At 66.7% G+C, this 19,935-nt stretch carries 18 protein-coding genes; 11 read left to right on the top strand and 7 right to left on the bottom strand.

The genetic code is table 11. From position 1 onward, the window contains the following. Window positions 1-55 precede the first annotated feature (55 nt). The 10 genes from ACZLZQ_RS02500 to ACZLZQ_RS02545 all read left to right on the top strand — a co-directional run bounded on the left by ACZLZQ_RS02500 (window position 56) and on the right by ACZLZQ_RS02545 (window position 11,329). Entirely contained in the window at window positions 56-2,005 is a 1,950-nt protein-coding gene (locus ACZLZQ_RS02500) for an extracellular solute-binding protein (RefSeq protein WP_472947973.1), read from the top strand. Further along, on the top strand, window positions 2,002-3,879 hold the full coding sequence (locus ACZLZQ_RS02505; protein WP_472947974.1) for an extracellular solute-binding protein: 1,878 nt from the start codon (window positions 2,002-2,004) through the stop codon (window positions 3,877-3,879). Before ACZLZQ_RS02500 ends, ACZLZQ_RS02505 begins: the two co-directional genes overlap by 4 nt. A gap of 68 nt (window positions 3,880-3,947) precedes the next feature. Next, window positions 3,948-5,033 carry a microcin C ABC transporter permease YejB gene (locus tag ACZLZQ_RS02510; protein WP_472947976.1) on the top strand — a complete coding sequence of 362 codons (1,086 nt, stop codon included), beginning with the start codon at window positions 3,948-3,950 and terminating at the stop codon, window positions 5,031-5,033. Window positions 5,034-5,136: 103 nt separating this feature from the next. Next, entirely contained in the window at window positions 5,137-6,258 is a 1,122-nt protein-coding gene (locus ACZLZQ_RS02515; protein WP_472932391.1) for an ABC transporter permease, read from the top strand. A 25-nt stretch (window positions 6,259-6,283) separates the two neighbouring features. Further along, window positions 6,284-6,529 (top strand): hypothetical protein, encoded by a 246-nt coding sequence (locus ACZLZQ_RS02520; RefSeq protein WP_472947978.1) that lies wholly within the window; start codon window positions 6,284-6,286, stop codon window positions 6,527-6,529. Next, window positions 6,526-6,954, top strand: coding sequence for a type II toxin-antitoxin system VapC family toxin (locus tag ACZLZQ_RS02525; protein ID WP_472947980.1), 429 nt, complete (start codon window positions 6,526-6,528; stop codon window positions 6,952-6,954). Before ACZLZQ_RS02520 ends, ACZLZQ_RS02525 begins: the two co-directional genes overlap by 4 nt. Next, the gene (locus ACZLZQ_RS02530; RefSeq protein ID WP_472947981.1) at window positions 6,951-8,057 is read left to right on the top strand and encodes a cation diffusion facilitator family transporter; all 1,107 of its coding nucleotides are present in this window, start codon (window positions 6,951-6,953) and stop codon (window positions 8,055-8,057) included. The genes ACZLZQ_RS02525 and ACZLZQ_RS02530 overlap by 4 nt, the downstream gene beginning before the upstream one ends. Next, entirely contained in the window at window positions 8,054-9,715 is a 1,662-nt protein-coding gene (locus ACZLZQ_RS02535) for an ABC transporter ATP-binding protein (protein ID WP_472947982.1), read from the top strand. The genes ACZLZQ_RS02530 and ACZLZQ_RS02535 overlap by 4 nt, the downstream gene beginning before the upstream one ends. Then, on the top strand, window positions 9,712-10,365 hold the full coding sequence (locus tag ACZLZQ_RS02540) for an NUDIX domain-containing protein (RefSeq protein WP_472947983.1): 654 nt from the start codon (window positions 9,712-9,714) through the stop codon (window positions 10,363-10,365). Before ACZLZQ_RS02535 ends, ACZLZQ_RS02540 begins: the two co-directional genes overlap by 4 nt. 22 nt (window positions 10,366-10,387) lie before the next feature. Continuing rightward, window positions 10,388-11,329, top strand: a complete 942-nt coding sequence (locus ACZLZQ_RS02545) for a 2-hydroxyacid dehydrogenase (RefSeq protein WP_472947984.1) — start codon at window positions 10,388-10,390, stop codon at window positions 11,327-11,329. Between the two features lie 25 nt (window positions 11,330-11,354). Here ACZLZQ_RS02545 and ACZLZQ_RS02550 read toward each other — a convergent pair whose 3' ends face one another. From ACZLZQ_RS02550 to ACZLZQ_RS02560, 3 genes are read right to left on the bottom strand one after another with little or no spacing between them, the layout of a single operon-like run. Then, complete coding sequence (locus tag ACZLZQ_RS02550) at window positions 11,355-12,215, bottom strand: C40 family peptidase (RefSeq protein WP_472947985.1); 861 nt, start codon at window positions 12,213-12,215, stop codon at window positions 11,355-11,357. Then, the gene (locus tag ACZLZQ_RS02555; protein WP_472932120.1) at window positions 12,212-12,562 is read right to left on the bottom strand and encodes a MarR family transcriptional regulator; all 351 of its coding nucleotides are present in this window, start codon (window positions 12,560-12,562) and stop codon (window positions 12,212-12,214) included. The genes ACZLZQ_RS02550 and ACZLZQ_RS02555 overlap by 4 nt, the downstream gene beginning before the upstream one ends. Before the next feature lie 52 nt (window positions 12,563-12,614). Beyond that, window positions 12,615-13,997, bottom strand: coding sequence for a leucyl aminopeptidase family protein (locus ACZLZQ_RS02560; protein WP_472947986.1), 1,383 nt, complete (start codon window positions 13,995-13,997; stop codon window positions 12,615-12,617). A gap of 111 nt (window positions 13,998-14,108) precedes the next feature. On the opposite strand from ACZLZQ_RS02560, the gene ACZLZQ_RS02565 reads away from it, so the two are divergent. Beyond that, on the top strand, window positions 14,109-14,921 hold the full coding sequence (locus ACZLZQ_RS02565) for a tetratricopeptide repeat protein (protein ID WP_472947987.1): 813 nt from the start codon (window positions 14,109-14,111) through the stop codon (window positions 14,919-14,921). 98 nt (window positions 14,922-15,019) lie between these two features. Here ACZLZQ_RS02565 and ACZLZQ_RS02570 read toward each other — a convergent pair whose 3' ends face one another. The 4 genes from ACZLZQ_RS02570 to ACZLZQ_RS02585 form a co-directional block, all read right to left on the bottom strand. After that, window positions 15,020-16,012 carry a type II secretion system F family protein gene (locus ACZLZQ_RS02570; protein ID WP_472947988.1) on the bottom strand — a complete coding sequence of 331 codons (993 nt, stop codon included), beginning with the start codon at window positions 16,010-16,012 and terminating at the stop codon, window positions 15,020-15,022. Between the two features lie 69 nt (window positions 16,013-16,081). Continuing rightward, entirely contained in the window at window positions 16,082-17,089 is a 1,008-nt protein-coding gene (locus tag ACZLZQ_RS02575) for a type II secretion system F family protein (protein ID WP_472947989.1), read from the bottom strand. A gap of 3 nt (window positions 17,090-17,092) precedes the next feature. Beyond that, complete coding sequence (locus ACZLZQ_RS02580; protein WP_472947990.1) at window positions 17,093-18,595, bottom strand: TadA family conjugal transfer-associated ATPase; 1,503 nt, start codon at window positions 18,593-18,595, stop codon at window positions 17,093-17,095. A 69-nt stretch (window positions 18,596-18,664) separates the two neighbouring features. Beyond that, window positions 18,665-19,933 (bottom strand): CpaE/TadZ family protein, encoded by a 1,269-nt coding sequence (locus ACZLZQ_RS02585; protein WP_472932114.1) that lies wholly within the window; start codon window positions 19,931-19,933, stop codon window positions 18,665-18,667. Between the last annotated feature and the right edge of the window lie 2 nt (window positions 19,934-19,935).

Genomic DNA, 19,935 nt, shown 5'->3' on the forward strand with positions numbered 1-19,935 from the left:
GCCACAAACCGCCCCGACGGTGGTGAAAACCTGTCTGCCGCACCGGAGGTCTTATTTGACGCTGCTCTCGCGATCCGCCCGCGCCTTGCTTCTCGCCAGCCTCCTCGGAACGCTCGCCCCCTCGGGCAGCCTGGCACAGGACCAGGGTTCCGCCGCGGCCGCCGGGGCCCAGGCACCCGAGAACGCGCCGGAGAAGATCGCCCCGGCCCTGCCGGCCGCAGCCGCCACCCACGACTGGCGAAACGGCACCAGCCTGATCGGCGAGCCGAAGTACAAGGAAGGCTTCCCGCACTTCGATTACGTCAACCCGGATGCCCCGAAAGGCGGCACCGTTCGGCTCGACGGCAGCGGCACCTTCGACAGCCTGAACCCGATCCTGTCCAAGGGCGACGTCGCCGAGGGCATTACCCTCGTCTACGAGACGCTGATGGCGCCCTCGAGCGACGAGAGCTCGACGAATTACGGGCTAATCGCCGATGCCATTTCCTATCCCGCCGACTACTCCTCGGTGACCTACCGGCTGAACCCCTCGGCGAAGTGGCACGACGGCACGCCGATCACCACCGACGACGTGATCTGGACCTTCGAGACGCTGAAGGAGGTCAATCCGAGCCAGGGCTTCTACTACCGCCACGTCCAGTCCGCGGCGGCGACCGGCGAGCGCGAGGTGACCTTCACCTTCGACGAGAAGAATAACCGCGAACTGCCGAACATCGTCGGCCAGCTGATCGTCCTGCCGAAGCACTGGTGGACCGGCAAGAACGCCGCCGGAAAGCAGCGCGACATCACCGAGACGACGCTGGAGCCGCCACTGGGCTCGGGGCCCTACAAGGTCGACAGCGTGTCGACCGGCCGCGGCATCAGCTATGTCCGGGTTCCCGACTACTGGGGCGCCACGTTGCCGGTGAATGTCGGGCAGAACAATTTCGACCGGATCGAGTACATCTACTTCCGCGACGACACCGTCGCCTTCGAGGCGTTCAAGGGCAACCAGTTCGACTACTGGCTGGAGAACAAGGCGGCGCGCTGGGCCTCGGGCTACGATTTCCCGGCGGCGCGGGACGGCTTCGTGACGAAGACGCGCTACGAGAACCCCTACCGCACCGCCGGGCTGATGGTCGGCTTCATCCCGAACCTGCGCCGTCCGGTGTTCCAGGACATTAACGTGCGCAAGGCGCTGAACCTCGCCTTCGACTTCGAGACCATGCAGCGCACGCTGTTCTTCGGCGAATATGTCCGGCCGAACTCCTTCTTCTTCAACACCGAGCTCGCCTCCTCGGGCGTGCCGGGTCCCGACGAACTCGCCTTCCTCGAGCCGCTGCGGGGGCAGATCCCCGACAGCGTCTTCACCGCGCCCTATGCCAACCCGGTCGCCGGCGACAACGCCAAGATCCGCGACAACCTGCGCGCCGCCGTCGGCCTCCTGAAGCAGGCGGGCTACGAGCAGAAGGGCGGCCGCATGGTCGAGGTGAAGACCGGCGCGCCTTTGTCTTTCGAGGTGCTCCTGAACGGGCCGACGCTGGAAGGCGTCGTCACCCAGTACCAGGACAGCCTGAAGCGGATCGGCATCGAGATGCGCATCCGCACCGTCGACCCCTCGCAGTTCGTCAACCGGGTCCGCGGCCGCGACTACGACATGATCTATGGCGGCCAGGCGCAGTCGCTGTCGCCGGGCAACGAGCAGTACGACTATTTCAGCGCGGCCGCCGCCGACAAGCCGGCCTCGCAGAACTATGCCGGCATCAAGAACCCCGCCGTCGACGCGCTCGTGCGCGAGGTGGTGCAGGCCAAGGACCGGCCGACGCTGATCGCCGCGACGCATGCGCTCGACCGGGTGCTGCTCGCCAACCAGTACATCATCCCCTCCTATGTGCCGAAGGACCAGCGGATCGCCATGTGGGACCGCTTCTCGCATCCCGAGAAGTTGCCGGAATACAGCGTCGGCTGGCCACAGGTCTGGTGGTATGATCAGGCGAAGGCCGCCAAGATCCCGGCGGCGCGATGAGCACGGCGCTGGGCCTGACGCGCCGCCGTTTCGGCCAGCTGCTGGTGGCAGCCGGCGCGTCTGCGGCCTTGCCGCGCCTCGCCTTTGCGGCGACGCCGACGGAAACGCCGCTGCACGGCGTTTCCGCTTTCGGCGACCTGAAGTACGGCCCCGATTTCCAAGCCTTCGACTACGCTGCGGTCGACGCCCCGCAAGGCGGGCGGATCAACTATTCGGTGCCGAACTGGCTGTTCAACCAGTCGACGCAGACCTTCGACACGCTGAACACCTTGGTGCTGCGCGGCAACGCACCGCCGCGCGTCGAAAAGCTCTACGACGCGCTGATGGTGTCCTCGCTGGACGAGCCGGACAGCCTGTACTGCGCGCTGGCCGCAAACGTCAGCCTTTCGGCCGACCGCAGCAGCTTCACCTTCGTCCTGCGGCCGGAAGCGAAATTCTCGACCGGCGCGGCGGTCACCGCCGAGGACGTCGCCTTCTCCTATCTAACGATCAAGGAAAAAGGCCATCCGGCGCTGACAACGATCCTCAAGGCCGTGACCGACGTCGTCGCGGTCGACGCGCGGACGGTGAAGATCGTCTTTTCCGGAAAGCAGACCCAGCAGGAGGCGCTGGAGGCGCTTGGTATCCCGATCCTGCCGAAAGCCTTCTTTGGCAACCGCTCGTTCGAGACCAACGACCTCACCGAAATCCCGGGCAGCGGCGCCTATAAGGTCGGGCGCTTCAAGGTCGGCCAGTTCATCGAATACGAGAAGCGGGCCGACTACTGGGCGAAAGACCTCCCCTTCGCGCGCGGCCTCGACCATTTCCAGACCATCCGCATCGACTTCTTCCGCGACCGCCAGCCGGCGCTCGAAGCCTTCAAGAAGGGCGAGATCGATTTTCGCGAGGAGTTCACGACCCGCGCCTGGGCGACCGAGTACGAATTTCCGGCGGTTGCCGCCAAGCGCGTGGTCAAGCGCGAGTTTCCCGAGGAGACCCGCCCGAAATTCCAGTGCTGGGCGCTGAACCAGCGGCGCGAGCGGTTCCGGGACGTGCGGGTGCGGCGGGCGATCAACCTCTGCTTCGACTTCGAATGGACCAACGCCAACCTTCTCTTCGGCCTGCGGACCCATTCCAATTCCTGCTTCGAGGGCTCGGACTTCGTCGCCACCGGCGCCCCCTCGGGGGCGGAGTTGGCGATCCTCGAGCCGCTGCGCGCCGACCTGATGCCGGAGGTGTTCGGCGAGGTCTGGGTGCAGCCGGTCAGCGACGGCAGCGGCAATGACCGCAAGCTGCTGCGCGAGGCCTCGCAACTGTTTGCCGCCGCCGGCTGGAAGCAGCAGGACGGGCGCCTCGTCAACGCCAAGGGCGAGGTGTTTAAGCTCGAGCACATGATCAACGGTGCCGAGCAGCAGCGCGTCTACGGCAAGTTCTTCGACACGCTGCGCCGGCTCGGCGTTGATGCGAGCTTCCGCCTCGTCGACGAGGCGCAGTACACCGACAGGCAGAACAGTTACGACTACGACATGGTGCTGGCCGCCTTCAGCCTCGGCGCGACGCAGACCCGCGAGGGCCTGTCGATCTTCTTCGGCAGCGCCGCGCGCGACTATCCCGGCTCCTACAATCTGCCGGGCATGGCCGACAAGGCGGTCGACGCGCTGATCGAGAGGGTCGGTGGCGCGAAGACCCGCGAGGAGATGACGCTCGCCATGCGCTGCCTCGACCGGGTCCTGCGCACCCGCCTCGACTGGCTCCCGAACATCAGCGCCGGCGTGCACCGTGTTGCATACTGGGACATGTTCGGATTCAAGGAGCAGAAGCCCGACTTCGGCTTCCCCGTCGAATCGCTCTGGTGGTTCGACGAGGCCAAGGCGAAGGCCATCGGCCGGGGCTGACGCCCGATCCTGCAGACGACCGGCTTCCGCTCTCCTGGCGGAGGCACCCACCAAGGTGACGAGACCCTATGGGCGCCTACATCCTCCGACGGCTGCTGCTGATGATCCCGACCTTGCTCGGGATCATGGCGATCTCCTTCGCGGTCATCCAGTTCGCGCCGGGCGGCCCGGTCGAGCAGGTGATCGCGAACCTTCAGGGCCAGGGCAGCAACGGCGCTGACCGCATCGGCGGCGGCGCCAGCGATTTCGGCGGCCAAGGCAGCACCGACAGCGGCTACCGCGGCGCCCAAGGGCTCGACCCCGCCTTCATCAAGAAGCTCGAGGTGCAGTTCGGCTTCGACAAGCCGCCGCTCGAGCGCTTCGGCAAGATGATCTGGGACTATAGCCGCTTCCAGTTCGGCGAGAGCTATTTCCGCTCGGTCTCGGTGCTCGACCTCATCATCGAGAAGATGCCGGTGTCGATCTCGCTCGGCCTCTGGATTACGCTCCTGTCTTACGGCATCTCGATTCCGCTCGGCATTCGCAAGGCGCTGAAGGACGGCTCGACCTTCGACGTCTGGACCTCCGGCGTCATCATCGTCGCCTACGCCATTCCCGGCTTCCTGTTCGCAATTCTTTTGATCGTGCTGTTTGCCGGCGGCTCATTCTACGATCTCTTCCCGCTGCGGGGCCTGACGTCGGAGAATTGGAGCGAGCTCTCCTGGCCGGCGCGGATCGCCGACTACTTCTGGCATCTGACGCTGCCGCTGATCGCGCTGTCGCTCTCGGCCTTCGCCACGACGACGCTCCTGACCAAGAACTCCTTCCTCGACGAGATCCGCAAGCAGTACGTCACCACGGCGCGCGCCAAAGGGCTCACCGAGAACAAGGTCCTCTACGGGCACGTCTTCCGCAACGCGATGCTGATCATCGTCGCCGGCTTCCCCGGCGCCTTCATCTCGGCCTTCTTCGCCGGCTCGCTGCTGATCGAGACGATCTTCTCGCTCGACGGCCTCGGCCTGCTGGGCTTCGAAAGCATCTACAAGCGCGATTACCCCGTGGTCTTCGCCACCCTCTACATCTTCTCGCTGATCGGCCTTGTCACGGCCCTCCTCTCCGACCTCACCTACACCTGGATCGATCCCCGCATTGATTTCGAGAAGCGGGAGGTCTGAGATGGACACGACCCGAGAGAACCTGACCGAAACCGGCTCGACCATTCCCGCCGCCGTCGAGGCGCGAGAGGATGCCAGCACCGATACCGCCGGCATCGCCCAGATGGCGCCCGGCGCCCAGGTCGCGCGCAGCCGGCTGTCGCCGCTCAACGCCCGCCGCCTCCAGAGCTTCAAGGCGAACCGGCGGGGCGTCTGGTCGTTCTGGATCTTCCTGTTCCTCTTCGTGGCGACGCTCGGCGCCGAGTTCGTCGCCAACGACAAGCCGCTGCTGATCGAGTACAAGGGCGAGTACTACGCCCCGATCTTCGTCGACTATCCGGAAGAGGTTTTCGGCGGCTTCCTGCCGGTGACCAACTACCGCGATCCGTTCGTGCAGGAGGAGATCACCGCGAACGGCTGGATGGTCTGGCCACCGATCCGCTACTCCTACCGCACGGTGAACAACGAGATCCCGACGCCCGCCCCCTCGGCGCCGTCTTGGACCTTCACCAAGGAGGAGCGCTGCGCCCGCTATCCACAGGGCGTGAACGATCCAAACTGCGTCCTCGGCAACACCAACTGGCTCGGCACCGACGACCAGGCCCGCGACGTCGCCGCGCGGCTGATCTACGGCTTCCGCATCTCGGTGCTGTTCGGCCTGATCCTCACGGGCCTGTCGGCCGTCATCGGCGTCTCGGCCGGCGCGGTGCAAGGCTATTTCGGCGGCTGGGTCGATCTTCTCTTCCAGCGCTTCATCGAGATCTGGTCGTCGATCCCGGTGCTCTATCTCCTCCTCATCATCGCCGCGATCCTGCCGCCGGGGTTCTGGATCCTCCTCGGCATCATGCTGCTGTTCTCCTGGGTCTCTTTCGTCGGCGTCGTCCGCGCCGAATTCCTGCGGGCGAGAAACTTCGAGTACGTGAACGCAGCGCGGGCGCTCGGCGTCGGCGACTGGACAATCATGGTCCGGCATTTGTTGCCGAACGCCATGGTGGCGACGCTGACCTTCCTGCCGTTCATCCTCAACGGCTCGATCACCACCCTCACCTCCCTCGACTTCCTCGGTTTCGGCTTGCCCCCGGGCTCGCCCTCGCTCGGCGAACTCCTGGCGCAAGGCAAGAACAACCTGCAGGCGCCCTGGCTCGGAATCTCCGGCTTCGTGGTACTGTCGCTGATGCTCTCGCTGCTGGTCTTCGTCGGCGAGGCCGTGCGCGACGCCTTCGATCCGCGCAAGAGTTTCCGGTGAGGGCCTCAGCCGCAGGAGATGAGAGATGGGCGAACGTGTGGTGATCGAGAACTATCCTGCAATGAACTTGCCGGATGACCTCCGCGGCAAAATCGATCCTACCCACCGCGTGCGCGTGACGGTTGAAGACGACACGCGCGGAAAACCGGAGCGCTCGCTCGATTCGCTCATGCAGAAGATCGATGACTACCGCAGGCATAACCCCGGCAAGGCCATCACAACGGAAGAAGCCGTCGCGCGGGTCAGGGCATTGAGGGACGAATGGGATTGACCGCTTCGCCGATCTATCTCGACACCAATGCTTTGATCGACGCCGTCGAAGGTCAAAAGCCGCATCTCATGGCCTTGCTGAGGAGGTTAAGATCCCGCGGTGCGGCCTTGCTTAGTAGCGAACTGTCCCTGTCCGAGGTTCTTGCAAAGCCGTTTAGAGAAAACGACGAAGCCTTGATCGCCATCTACGATGACATGATCCGATCAGACGGCTTGGTTTCTGCCATCCCTGTCGATCGCTCCGTCCTCCGCCGTAGCGCCGAGCTTCGGCGTCTTGGGGGCAAGCTGCCCGATGCAATCCATGTCGCCACCGCTCTGATCACCGGCTGCAAGGTCATCCTATCCTCCGACAAGCGCCTGCCGCTTCCTGATGGCCTCAAGCGACTTCCGACCGAGGAAGCCGCCGCGCTGGAGAACATCGCATGACCTCTCATTCCCATGCCGGACACGACCACGGCCCCGGCGGCCATGACGGTCACGACCATGCCGGCCATGCCAGCGAGAAGCGCCTGCTCTGGGCAGCGGCGCTCACGGGCTCCTTCATGCTGGCGGAAATCGCCGGCGGGGTGATCTCGGGATCGCTGGCGCTGCTCGCCGATGCCGGGCACATGTTCGTCGACTTCGCGGGCCTTGCGCTCGCCTTCTTCGCCATCCGCCTGTCGCGCCGGCCGGCCGATGCCAGCAAGACCTATGGCTATGGCCGCTTCCAGATCCTCGTCGCCTATTCCAACGGGCTCGTCCTGTTCGGCATTGCCGGCCTGATCATCCTCGAGGCCTGGCACCGGCTGGACAATCCGGCACCGGTGCTCGGCGGACCGATGCTGGTCGTCGCCGTCGGCGGCCTCCTCGTCAACATCGCCGCCTTCTTCGTCCTGCACGGCGGCGACAAGGAGGATCTCAACATGCGCGGCGCCTTGCTGCACGTGATGGGCGACCTCCTCGGCTCGGTCGCGGCCATCGTCGCCTCGCTCGTGATCCTGTCGACCGGCTGGACGCCCATCGACCCGCTCCTCTCGGTGCTGGTCTCGCTGCTGATCCTCGGCAATGCCTGGGGCCTCGTCCGCGACTCCGGGCACATCCTGCTCGAGGGCGCACCGAAGGACGTCGCCGCCCCCGATGTCGGCGCGCATCTCGAGGCGACGGTGGTCGGCATCGTCGACGTCCACCATTTCCACGTCTGGGCGATCACGCCGAAGATCCGCGCGGCGACCTTGCATGCCCGGATCACCGAGGGCACCGACCCGACCGAGACAGTGCGCGCCGTCAAGCGGGCGCTTGCCGAGCGCTTCGCCATCGACCATGCGACCGTCGAGATCGAGAGCGGGCCTTGCGCCGACGGCCGCCATGACTGCAGCGGGCCGGGCGCCCGGCACAGCGAGAACCACGCCAGCCATCCTTACGCGGGCCATGACCATTCCGGTCACAGCCATGCGCACGCCGGGCACGACCACGCGGCACCGGCAAAACCACATGCCCATGGGCACCCCGCACATAGCCACCGCGCCAACCTGACGGGATCCGTCGCATGAGCTCTGTTTCCGCCGCACCAGTTGCCGCTGCCGAGGGCCCGCTGCTCTCGGTGCAGGGGCTGAAGGTCGCCTTCCACCAGAACGGCAAGACGACGCTCGCCGTCGACGACGTCTCCTTCGACATCGCGGCCGGCGAGACGCTGGCGCTGGTCGGCGAGAGCGGGTCGGGCAAGTCGGTCTCGGCGCTGTCGATCCTGAAGCTCCTCCCCTATCCCTCCGCCAGCCATCCCGGCGGCGCCGTGCTCTACCGCGGCGAAAACCTCATCGACGACGACGAGCGGGACCTGCGAAAGGTGCGCGGCAACAAGATCTCGATGATCTTCCAGGAGCCGATGTCCTCGCTCAACCCGCTGCACACCATCCAGCGGCAGGTCGGCGAGGTCCTGAAGATCCACCGCGGCGTGTCCGACAAGGAGGCCAACCGCCGGACGCTCGAACTCCTGCACCAGGTCGGCATCCGCGACCCGGAAAAGCGCCTCGACGCCTATCCGCACCAGCTGTCGGGGGGCCAGCGCCAGCGCGTGATGATCGCGATGGCCTTGGCCAACGAGCCCGATCTTCTCATCGCCGACGAGCCGACCACGGCGCTCGACGTCACCGTGCAGGCGCAAATTCTCGAACTCCTGAAGGTGCAGCAGCAGAAGCGCCGCATGGCGATGCTGTTCATCACCCACGACCTCGGCATCGTCCGCAAGATCGCCGACCGGGTCTGCGTGATGTACCACGGCAAGATCGTCGAGACCGGGCCGACCGAGGCGATCTTCGCCAACCCGCAGCATCACTACACCAAGCATCTCCTCGCCGCCGAGCCGCGCGGCACACCGCCGCCGGCCAACCTCAACGCCCCCGTGGTGATGGCGGCCGAGGGGTTGAAGGTCTGGTTTCCGGTGAAGACCGGGTTCATGCGCCGGACCACCGACCACATCAAGGCGGTGAACGGCGTCGACATCAGCCTGCGCGCCGGCCAGACGGTCGGCGTCGTCGGCGAGTCCGGCTCGGGCAAGACAACGCTCGGCCTCGCCCTCTGCCGAATGATCTCGTCGAAGGGCGCGATCAGCTTCGAGGGCGAGCGGCTGGACCAGCGCTCTTTCAAGGCCATGCGCCCCTTGCGCAAGCGCATCCAGATCGTTTTCCAGGATCCCTTCGGCTCGCTCTCGCCGCGCATGTCGATCGCCGACATCATCGCGGAAGGGCTGAAAGTGCACGAACCGCAGCTTTCGGCCGACGGGCGGGACGCCCGCGTCGTTTCAGCACTCAGCGAAGTCGGGCTCGACCCGGCAACCCGCTTTCGCTACCCGCACGAATTCTCCGGCGGCCAGCGCCAGCGCGTGGCGATCGCCCGCGCCATGGTGCTGAGCCCGCGCTTCGTCATGCTCGACGAGCCGACATCGGCGCTCGACATGAGCGTGCAGGCGCAGGTGGTCGACCTCCTGCGCAGCCTTCAGCAGAAGCACGACCTCGCCTATCTCTTCATCAGCCACGACCTGAAGGTCGTCCGCGCGCTCGCCAACGAGGTGATCGTCATGCGCAACGGCGAGGTGATGGAGCGCGGCCCGGCGGAAGAGATCTTCGAGCGGCCGAAGACCGACTATACCAAGGCGCTGATGGCGGCCGCCTTCGACATCGCGACCGCGCCGACGGACATCGCCGCCCAATGACCAGCCACTACCGCGATGCCCTCGCCGACCAGCCGCTCGCCGTCACCATCGAGCGCCGCGAGCGTCTCTGCGACGGGTTCCGGCCGTTCGAGGCGGTGACGCTTCGGCACCGCTCGCTCGACGGGGAGAGCGAGATCGGGCCGCTCAGGCGCGAGCTGATCGCCACCGGTTCGGTGGTCATCGTCATCCCCTACGACCCCGTGCTCGACCGCATCGTCATCATCCGCCAGTTCCGCATCGGCGCCGCGCTGAAGACGGCGAATGCCGCAGCGCTCGAACTCCCCGCCGGCCTCGTCGACGAGGGCGAGGCGCCGGAAGCGGCCGCCGTGCGGGAGCTGCAGGAGGAGAACGGGCTCATCGCCCTCGGTGTCGAGCGCTGCTTCACCATGCTGCCCTCGCCCGGCCTCACCGACGAATACGCCTTCATCTTCCTCGCCCTCGTCGACGCGTCGGCGCTGGCGAGCGCGGCGGGGCTTGCCGAGGAGCACGAGGACATCCGGCCGATCGCCGCCGACGTCGACGCGCTGATCGAGGCGGTGGACGAGGGCCGGATCGAGAACGGCTTCCTCATCGCCTGCACCCACTGGTTCGCCCGCAAGGGCCGCGCCCGGGCGGCGAGCCTTCTTGCCACCTTGCCGGAACCGCGCTGACCGGCCCCAGAGAGGACCTGACTTGACGATTCTCCTGTCCGTCACCGGCTTCCAGCCGAACCATTGGCTGCACGTCTTGAACCGGCACGCGCCGCGCCGCTCGGTGGTGCTGACACCGGCGAGCGAGCACGATGCGACGATCGACTATGCCGTGGTCTGGAAGCAGCCCGCCGGCATCCTGCAGAAGCTGCCGAACCTCAAGGCGATCTTCTCGCTCGGCGCCGGGGTCGACCATGTCCTTGCCGACCCGCATCTACCCAACGTTCCGATCGCCCGCATCGTCGCGCCGGACCTCAGCGCCCGGATGAGCGAATACGTCGTCTGGCGCGTGCTCGACCATTTCCGGCGTGGGCCGACCTACCGCGCGCAGCAGGCGGCAGGCCATTGGAACGAGCGGATGCAGCCGGCGGCATCCGATATCACCGTCGGCATCATGGGGCTCGGCGAGCTCGGCACCGATGCGGCGCGGAAGCTGTCCATGCTGGGCTTCAGGATCGCCGGCTGGTCGCGCTCGCCGAAAAAGGTCTCTGAGATCAGCAGCTTCCACGGCAACGACGGTCTCGACGGCTTCCTCGCGGTCTCTGACATCGTGGTCGTGCTGTTGCCGATCACGCCGGACACAAAGGGCATCCTGAATGCCGCCCTGTTCGCCAGGATGAAGAAGCAGACCCCGATCGGCGGCCCGGTGCTGATCAATGCCGGTCGCGGCGGCCTGCAGGTGGAGGCGGACATCCTGAAGGCGCTGGACGACAAGGTGTTGATGGAGGCCTCGCTCGACGTCTTCGAGACCGAGCCGCTGCCGGCCTCCAGCCCGCTGTGGAAGCACCCGCGGGTCTTCGTCACGCCACACGCCGCCGCATCTTCCGATGCGGAAGCGCTGGTGCCGCTGATCCTCGCGCAGATGGACGCCTTCGAGCGCGGCGAGCCGCTGAAGCATCTCGTCGACCGCAGCGCCGGCTACTAAGCCGGCTTAGGTCGGCCCAGCGACTTCAGCCGAGACGGCGGATCGAGGTCACACGGGAGCCCCGCGCCTCGGCCCGCGCCGTGGCCTCGGCGAGCAACTCGACCGTTGTCATCATGTGGTGCGCGTTGGCATGCAGCAGGCGATCGACGTCGAGCATGATGCCGACATGCCCCTTCCAGAAGACAAGGTCGCCGCGCCGCAGCGGGGCCCCCTCGGCGAGCGCGGTCCCCAGCCCGCGCTCCTGCATGTCGGTGTCGCGCGGCGCTTCGACGCCGGCCATGCCGAGCGCGACCTGGACGAGGCCGGAGCAGTCGATGCCGAGCGTCGTCTTGCCGCCCCAGAGATAGGGCACTCCGACGAAGCGCTCGGCGACCCCAACGAAATCGGCGGCAGCGTGGTCGATCGGCCGGAGATGCTGCGCCACCACCGCGCCGGCGGGAGCGGCGAGCACATAGGCGGCGTTCCGGTCGCTCGCCTCGCCCCACGCCGTCAGACGCGCCCCCATCGGCAAGCCCATCAGCGGCGGCATCTTGATGTCGGGGCCGGGAAACAACAGCGTGCGCGGCACGCCGACCTTGTGCGTCGGCACCCCGTCGGCCGCCCCGAGCGCTGCCGCCGCCATCCAGCCGACATAGCCGTCGGCGGTGAGCTGCACCCAGGCAAAACCTTCCTCGGTCGTCTCGAACACGAGGACGTCCTCGCCGAACAGCGCCTCGGTCTCCTGCGCCGCATCCGGCCGTGGCTCGCGCCGCAGCGCGGCCGACGAGACCAGAACCCGCTCGGGCCTCCCCTCGACGAACACGTCCGAGTCGACCTTGCCCCTCAGCCGGGTGTCGGCAAGGTCCGGGCGATAGGCGTTCAGCCGCTTGTCCAGGGTGTCGCTCATGGTGCGAGGGCTCCTGCCTGTTCGACCAGCCGGTCCGCCATCTTGGAGACGTAGAGGCTGCCCTTGACGGTGCGCCGGATGAGCACGTTGCGCTTGTCCGCCGGGTCGCGCCGCCGTTCGACGAATTCGAGCGCGCCCATGGTATCGAGGGCGCGGGTGATCACCGGCTTGGTGACGTTCAGCCGGGCGGCGAGGCCCCGCACGGTATGCGGCGGGGCCTCGAGATAGATGGTGAGGAGGATCGCGGTCTGCCGCAAGGTCAGATCGTGCGTGTCCTCCCAGGCCTGCAGCAAGGCCGTCTGGTGGAGAAGCCGAAGCGCCTGCGCAGGTCTAAGCTCGATGCCCATGACCTTGCTCTAGCACGCGTTCGTTTCGCTTCCGTTTCAGTTCTGGCCGAGCTTAGCGCCCGTAGCGCTGCTTTAGCACGCTGAAGATCGCCCGGATCGCCTGCGCCTCGCCGCCGACGGGCCCGACCGGCGACGCCTGCGGACGCCAGCCATAGACGTCGAAATGCGCCCAGGCGCCGGCCTTCTCGACAAAGTCCTGCAGGAACAAAGCGGCGGTGATCGCGCCGGCAAACCCGTCCGGCGTCACGTTGTTCACGTCGGCGATCTTGGAGGAAAGGTTCTTGGCATAGGGCTGCCAAAGCGGCAGCCGCCAGATCGGGTCGGCCACCTCAGCGGACGCCGCGGCGAGCTCTGTGGCGAGCGTCTCGTCGTCGGTGAAGAAGGGCGGCAGGTCGGGGCCGAGCGCGACGCGGGCGGCCCCGGTCAGCGTCGCCATGTCGATCAGCACCTGCGGGGCCGTCTCGTCGGCCAGCGCCAGGGCGTCGGCGAGGATCAGCCGCCCCTCCGCGTCGGTATTGCCGATCTCGACCGTCTTTCCCTTGCGGCTTTTGAGGATGTCGCTCGGGCGGAAGGCCGCCCCGGCGATGGCGTTCTCGACGGCGGGGATCAGCACGCGCAGCCGGATGTCGAGCTTCAGCGCCATGATGATCCGCGCAAGGCCGAGCACGTTGGCGGCGCCGCCCATGTCCTTCTTCATCAGGAGCATGCCGGAGGCCGGCTTGATGTCGAGCCCGCCGGTGTCGAAGCTGACGCCCTTGCCGACGAGTGTCACCGCCGGCGCATCGGTGCGCCCCCAAGTCATGTCGATCAGCCGCGGCGCGACGGAGCTCGCCCGGCCGACCGCATGGATCATCGGGAAATTCTGCGCGAGAAGATCGTCGCCGACGATCGAGGACACTTCGGCGCCGTGATCGACTGCCAGCGTGCGGACCGCCGCCTCGATGGCGTCCGGCAGCATGTCGTTGGCGGGCGTGTTGATGAGGTCACGGGTGAGGAACACGCCGGCGGCGAGCGCTTCCGTCTCGCTTTGCTCGCCTTGGCCGGCGAACACCAGCTGTGGTGGCACGGCCTGGCTGGGCTTGGCGCGGTAGCGGTCGAAGCGATAGCCGCCGAGCAGGAAGGCGAGGCTTGCGAGATCGGCATCGAGGCCGTGCCCGTCGGCGAGGTGCCATGGTCCCTCCGGCAGGCCGGCGAGTGCCCCCGCCAGCAGCGAGCGCCGCGGGCCGTCCGCCGTCCTGTCGCTGCCGAGGCCGAGCACCGCGCCGAGGATCGCCCCCTCCTCCCCCGGCACCAGGAGCACCTCGCCGGCGCCGGCCTTGTAGGCGCTGGCCTTGGCCCAGCGGGCCGCCGGCAGCGGCAGGCTTTCGAGCGCGGCGGGCGAAGCGGCCCAGATCGGGCGCGCGCCAGGAGCATCGGCGGGAAGGAGGCTCGTCATGTCGGGGTATCCCTTTCGGCGGAAGGCAGCGTTAACGCCTCATTAGGGTTAACACTTTATTGTCGGCCTTCTCAGTTACCGGCGGATCGCCGGATCCATGCGAGGACCGATATGCGTCATACGGATCATAGCTGCCGCGGCGCTTATCGGAAGGTCTTTGTCGTCGCCATCGCCGCCGGTCTCCTCGGCGGATGCGCCCAGACCTCCAAGATGCATACCGGCTCGATCGGTGCGCCGCGGACGGCCAAGCCGATGGACCGCATGTCTTCGAGCGAGCTGCAGGGCGCTCTCACCACCTACGGCATGGCCTACGAGAAGACCCCGAAGGACAAGTCGGTCGGCCTCGGCTATGCCGCCGCCTTGCAGATGGCCGGCCGCAACGACCAGTCGCTCGCGGTGATGCAGCAGATGGCGATCGCCCATCCCAAGGACCGCGCGGTTCTCGCCGCCTACGGCAAGGCGCTGGCCGCCGCCGGCGAGCTCGAGAAGGCGCTGGAGACCATCCGCCGCGCCCAGACCCCGGACTTTCCGGACTGGAAGCTCTATTCGGCCGAAGGCGCGATCCTCGACCAGCTCGGCCAGTCCGACGGCGCGCGAACGCTCTACCGCAAGGCGTTGGAGATCCAGCCGAACGAGCCGGCCATCCTCTCCAATCTCGGCATGTCCTATGTCCTTGCCAACGATCTGAAGTCGGGCGAGACCTATCTGCGCCAGGCGGTGGAGCGGCCCGGCGCCGACAGCCGCATCCGCCAGAACCTTGCGCTCGTCATCGGCCTGCAGGGCCGGTTCGCCGAAGCCGAGGAGATCGCCCGGGCCGAGCTCTCGCCCGACGATGCGGCCGCCAACGTCGCCTATCTCAAGGGCATGCTGAAGCAGCAGAACACCTGGTCGATGCTGAAGGACCAGGACTCGAAGAAGTCCTGACCCCTTCGCAAGCGCAACCCGACATGCCGAAGGCCGCTCCCACCGGGATGCGGCCTTTTCTGTTGCGGTCCTGCAGCCTTGCCGGCGACCCCGGGTGATCAGGTCCGCGACATGACCTGGATGACGGCAGGTCCGATGATGACCGCGAAGAGGACCGGCAGGAAGAACAGGATCATCGGCACGGTGAGTTTCGGCGGCAAGGCGGCCGCTTTCTTCTCGGCCTTGTTCATGCGGGTGTCGCGGCTTTCCTGGGACAGCGTGCGCAGCGCCTGGCCGAGCGGCGTGCCGTAGCGTTCGGCCTGGATCAGCGCGGTCGTCACCGAGCGGACGTCATCGATGCCGGTGCGCAGGAAGAGGTTCTCATAGGCGGTCTTGCGGTCGGGCAGGTAGGAGAGCTCGGCGCAGACCAGCACCAGTTCCTCGGCCAGCGGCACCGACTGGATACCGATCTCGTCGGACACCCGCCGGAACGCCGCCTCGATCGACAGGCCGGATTCGACGCAGATCAAGAGGAGGTCGAGCGCGTCGGGCCAGGCCCGGCCGATCGAGAGCTTCCGCTTGGAGACCTTCTGCGAGATGAAGATGTTGGGCAGGTAGAAGCCGAGATAGGCGACGACGATACAGATCAACACCCGGATCATGAACGGCCGGTCGGCCAGCGCGCCGATGACGAAGATGTAGATGATCGCCGCCAGGAGGAAGACCAGCGGCAAGGTGGCCCGGGCGAACAGGAAGAGCGTCAGCGGGCGCTGGCCGCGGTAACCGGCGATGCGCAGCTGCCCGACGGTCTTCTCGTCGGCGAGCGCCTTCTTCAAGTCGAACTTTTCGACGACGGCGGCGGCAAAGCCCTTGCTCTCCGCCTGGCGGACCGAACCCTTGCGCCCGCGCTCCTTCTCGATCGACATCCGCGCCCGCTCGCGGGCCCGCACCTCCTCGCGCTCGAGGGCGACCGCCTTCATCCGCGATTTCAGCTCGTTGCCTTGCAGCAGCGGCAGCGCGATGCTCATGATCGTCGCAAACACGGCGATGCAGACGAAGATCGCCAGCGCCTGGGCGCTGGTGAGCCCGACAAGGGCGAAAAGGCTTTGCATGGCACCGTTTCCATTCCGCTCGGGGCGTTGCAGGTCGAGCGAGCGCTGGGCGCTGGCAGGCCCGCCGTCTCAGAAGTCGAAGTTGATCATCTGCTTCATCACGAAGATGCCGAGCATCATCCAGAACGCCGAGATGACGAGGATGATGTTGCCGGTCGAGGTGTTGAACAGCAGCGAGATGTAATCGGGGCTGGTGACGTAGACGAGACCGCCGACGACGAACGGCAGCGAGCCGATGATGCCGCCGGAGGCCTTGGCCTCCATCGACATGGCCTGGATCTTCTGCTTCATCTTCTTGCGGTCACGCAGCACCCGCGACAGATTGCCCAGCGCCTCGGAGAGATTACCGCCGGCCTGGGCCTGGATGGTGATGACGATCGAGAAGAAGTTCGTCTCCGACAGCGGGATGTTCTGGTAGAGTCGCTCGACGGATTCGGGCACGGTCATGCCCATCTGCTGGGCCTCGACGATCTTCTTGAACTCCGAGCGCACCGGCTCGGCCGCCTCGCTGGCGATCATCCGCAGCGTGTCGTTCAGCGGCAGGCCGGATTTGACGCCACGCACGATGAGATCGACCGCGTTCGGGAACTCGGCGATGAACTTCTTCTGCCGCTGGTTGCGCAGATAGTTGATCACCCAGCGCGGCAGCCCGAAGCCCGCGACGACGCCGATGCCGAGCGCGACCAGCACCGATGACTGGACGATGAGCGCGACCAGCCCGAACAAAAGGCCCGCCGCGATGCTGATCAACTGGAACTGCTTCTCGCTCATCGACATGCCGGCCTGGTCCATCCGGCGGCGCAGGCTGGGCCTCGCCGCGTGCTTGGAGCGGACCTTCTGCTTCTCCTCGATCTCCTTCAGCGAGTTCTGGATCGTCTTGCGGCGCTTGCTCGCCTCCTGCACGCGGTCGCGGGCGATGCGCTTGGAATTGCCGTCGGTCTCCGCCCGCTTGAACTGGTTCAGCCGGGCCTCGGCGTTCTTCTCCGCGGCCATCCGGGGCTGCAGGAAGACGTAGGCGATCGCTCCGGCCGACAAGGTCGTCAGCATCACGAAGAGGAGGATGGTGAGGCCGGACATCGGCTAGAGCCTCGTGCTCACGTCGGCCGCGTCCAGCGCCGCCGCCAGACGCTGCTCTTCGTTGTAGTAGCGGGCCCGGTCCCAGAACACCGGACGACCAATGCCGGTCGACGAGTGCTTGCCGAGCAGCTTGCCGTCGGCGCCCTCGCCGAGGATGTTGTAGACGAAGAGGTCCTGCGTTGTGATGACGTCGCCTTCCATGCCCACCACCTCGGTGATGTGGGTGATCCGGCGCGAGCCGTCGCGCAGGCGGGCGGCCTGGACGATGACGTCGACGGATCCGACGATGATCTCCTTCACGGTCTTCGCCGGCAAGGTGAAGCCGCCCATGGCGATCATCGATTCCATGCGGTTGAGGCACTCGCGCGGGCTGTTGGCGTGGATCGTGCCCATCGAGCCGTCATGGCCGGTGTTCATCGCCTGCAGGAGATCGAAGACCTCCGGTCCGCGCACCTCGCCGACGATGATGCGTTCGGGCCGCATGCGCAGGCAGTTCTTGACGAGTTCGCGCATCGTCACCTCGCCCTCGCCCTCGATGTTGGGCGGGCGGGTTTCCAGGCGCACGACATGCGGCTGCTGCAGCTGCAGTTCGGCCGTGTCCTCGCAGGTGATGATGCGCTCGTCCTCGTCGATGTAGCGCGTCAGGCAGTTCAAGAGCGTCGTCTTGCCCGAGCCGGTACCGCCGGAAATGATGACGTTGCAGCGGACGCGGCCGATGATCTGGAGGATCGTCGCCCCTTCCGGCGAGATCGCGCCGAACTGCACCAGCTGGTCGAGGGTCAGCTTGTCCTTCTTGAACTTTCGAATGGTCAGCACGGCGCCGTCGATGGCGAGCGGCGGGGCGATGACGTTGACGCGGCTGCCGTCGGGCAGGCGCGCGTCGCAGATCGGCGAGGCTTCGTCGACGCGCCGGCCGACCTGGCTGACGATGCGCTGGCAGATGTTGAGGAGCTGCTGGTTGTCGCGGAAGCGCACATTGGTCTCGATGACCTTGCCGCCGACTTCGATGAAAGTCTTGCGCGCGCCGTTGACCATGATGTCGGCGATGTCGTCGCGCATCAGGAGCGGCTCCAGCGGACCGTAGCCGAGCACGTCGTTGCAGATGTCGCCGAGGAGGTCCTCCTGCTCGGCAATGGTCATCGCGAAGTTCTTGATGGCGATGATGTCGTTGACGATGTCGCGGATTTCCTCGCGCGCGCTTTCGGCATCGAGCCGCGCGAGCTGCGACAGGTCGATCGTGTCGATCAGCGCGGCGAAGACCTGCGTCTTCGTCTCGTAATAGCTGCCGGACCGCTCGCGCGGCGATGCCGCCTGTGGCGGCGGAATGACCGTCGGCGCGGCCCGAGGGGGCTCGCGGACGTCGGAAGGCGCTGCCCTCACCGGCTCGACCGCGCGGCTCGGGGCGGGGTCGCGCTGCGGGGCCGGCGAGGGCCGCTCGGCGACGGCAAGCCCGCCGGCGCCCGCTGCCCGGTCCTTGGTCCCTTCGTTTCCGCGTTTTCCGAACATGGTCTACTCTTTCTGGGCCTCAGCCCCGCCCTAAGCCCTTGCGGACGGGCATGCCGGCATGCCGTCTGGCTACTTGCGCCGCAGTCTTCCAAGGAAGTCGCGGCTCGGCTTCTTCGCCTTCTTGGCCTCGGTACGGCCGGTCAGGAGATGGGCAATCTGCTGGAAGGCCTCGACCGAGGCATGCTTGCCGTCGGTCTCGGCGATCATCCGACCATTGTTGGCCGCCGTGCCGAAGACCGCCGGATCGAAGCCGATCAGCGCGATCGGGGTCAGGCCGAGCGGGTCGGCAAACTCCTGCGGGCTAATCTCCGGGCGCTTCGGCATCTGCAGCTGGTTCAGCACGAGATGCGGCGGCCGATCGTTCGGGCGGCTGCGCTTCAGCGTGTCGATGAGGTTCTTGGCGTTGCGCAGGTTGGCAAGGTCGGGCGTTGCGGTGATGACGATCTCGTCGGCGCGCGACAGGACGCTCTTCGTCCACTCCGTCCAGCCATGCGGCACGTCAAGCGCGACGATCGGCGTCGAGCGCTGGGCGGTCTCGATCAGCGCGCTGAAGGCCTCGGCGTCGAAGTCGTAGGTGCGATCGAGGATCGAGGGCGCCGCCAGCAGCGACAGGTGCTCGGCGCACTTCGACAGCAAGCGGTCGAGAAAGACGTCGTCCATCCTGTCGGCCGAATACACCGCCTCCGCGATCCCTTGCGCCGGGTCCTGGTCGAAGTTGATGTTGGCGGTGCCAAAAGGCAGGTCGAGATCGGCAAGGACGACGTCGCTCGAAAACAGCTTCGAGATCGACCAGGCGACATTGTGGGCGACGGTCGAGGAGCCGACGCCGCCCTTGGCGCCGACGAAGGCGACAGTGCGGCCCATCGGCTCGGCATCGGCCGCCATGAACAGGGTCGAGATCACCGACATCAGGTCGGCCATGGAGATCGGCGCGACGAGATATTCCGAGATGCCGCGGCGGATCAGCTCGCGGTAAAGCGGCACGTCATTGTAGTGGCCGACGATGATCACCTTCGAGCCGGGATCGCAGACATCGGCGAGCCCCTCGAGCTCGGCGAGGAGCTCGGTCGGCGCGAAGCGCGATTCGAGGATCACGAGGTTCGGCGTCGGGGCGCTGGCATAGTGGTCGGTCGCCGCACGGATGCCGCCCATGTGGACGCGCACGTGTGCCTTGGCCATGCGCCGGTCCTCGCCGGCCCGCTCGATCGGCCTTGCGACGCCCTCGCTCTCGCAGAAAGCCTGGATCGAGATGCGCGGGATCGGGCGCACGGCGTCCATCAGCGACGCCTCCTCGCCGACAGCGTCGTCCAGGCGATCGGTAGTGCTTCTGTCGATCATCG

This window comes from Mesocryomonas lacus, from assembly GCF_055730105.2.

Coding starts and splice junctions, on each gene's coding strand:
- ACZLZQ_RS02505 (WP_472947974.1), top strand. CDS start 2,002: ATGAGCACGGCGCTGGGCCTGACGCGCCGCCGTTTCGGCCAGCTGCTG.
- ACZLZQ_RS02510 (WP_472947976.1), top strand. CDS start 3,948: ATGGGCGCCTACATCCTCCGACGGCTGCTGCTGATGATCCCGACCTTG.
- ACZLZQ_RS02515 (WP_472932391.1), top strand. CDS start 5,137: ATGGCGCCCGGCGCCCAGGTCGCGCGCAGCCGGCTGTCGCCGCTCAAC.
- ACZLZQ_RS02520 (WP_472947978.1), top strand. CDS start 6,284: ATGGGCGAACGTGTGGTGATCGAGAACTATCCTGCAATGAACTTGCCG.
- ACZLZQ_RS02530 (WP_472947981.1), top strand. CDS start 6,951: ATGACCTCTCATTCCCATGCCGGACACGACCACGGCCCCGGCGGCCAT.
- ACZLZQ_RS02535 (WP_472947982.1), top strand. CDS start 8,054: ATGAGCTCTGTTTCCGCCGCACCAGTTGCCGCTGCCGAGGGCCCGCTG.
- ACZLZQ_RS02540 (WP_472947983.1), top strand. CDS start 9,712: ATGACCAGCCACTACCGCGATGCCCTCGCCGACCAGCCGCTCGCCGTC.
- ACZLZQ_RS02550 (WP_472947985.1), bottom strand. CDS start 12,215: ATGAGCGACACCCTGGACAAGCGGCTGAACGCCTATCGCCCGGACCTT.
- ACZLZQ_RS02555 (WP_472932120.1), bottom strand. CDS start 12,562: ATGGGCATCGAGCTTAGACCTGCGCAGGCGCTTCGGCTTCTCCACCAG.
- ACZLZQ_RS02560 (WP_472947986.1), bottom strand. CDS start 13,997: ATGACGAGCCTCCTTCCCGCCGATGCTCCTGGCGCGCGCCCGATCTGG.
- ACZLZQ_RS02565 (WP_472947987.1), top strand. CDS start 14,109: ATGCGTCATACGGATCATAGCTGCCGCGGCGCTTATCGGAAGGTCTTT.
- ACZLZQ_RS02570 (WP_472947988.1), bottom strand. CDS start 16,012: ATGCAAAGCCTTTTCGCCCTTGTCGGGCTCACCAGCGCCCAGGCGCTG.
- ACZLZQ_RS02575 (WP_472947989.1), bottom strand. CDS start 17,089: ATGTCCGGCCTCACCATCCTCCTCTTCGTGATGCTGACGACCTTGTCG.
- ACZLZQ_RS02580 (WP_472947990.1), bottom strand. CDS start 18,595: ATGTTCGGAAAACGCGGAAACGAAGGGACCAAGGACCGGGCAGCGGGC.
- ACZLZQ_RS02585 (WP_472932114.1), bottom strand. CDS start 19,933: ATGATCGACAGAAGCACTACCGATCGCCTGGACGACGCTGTCGGCGAG.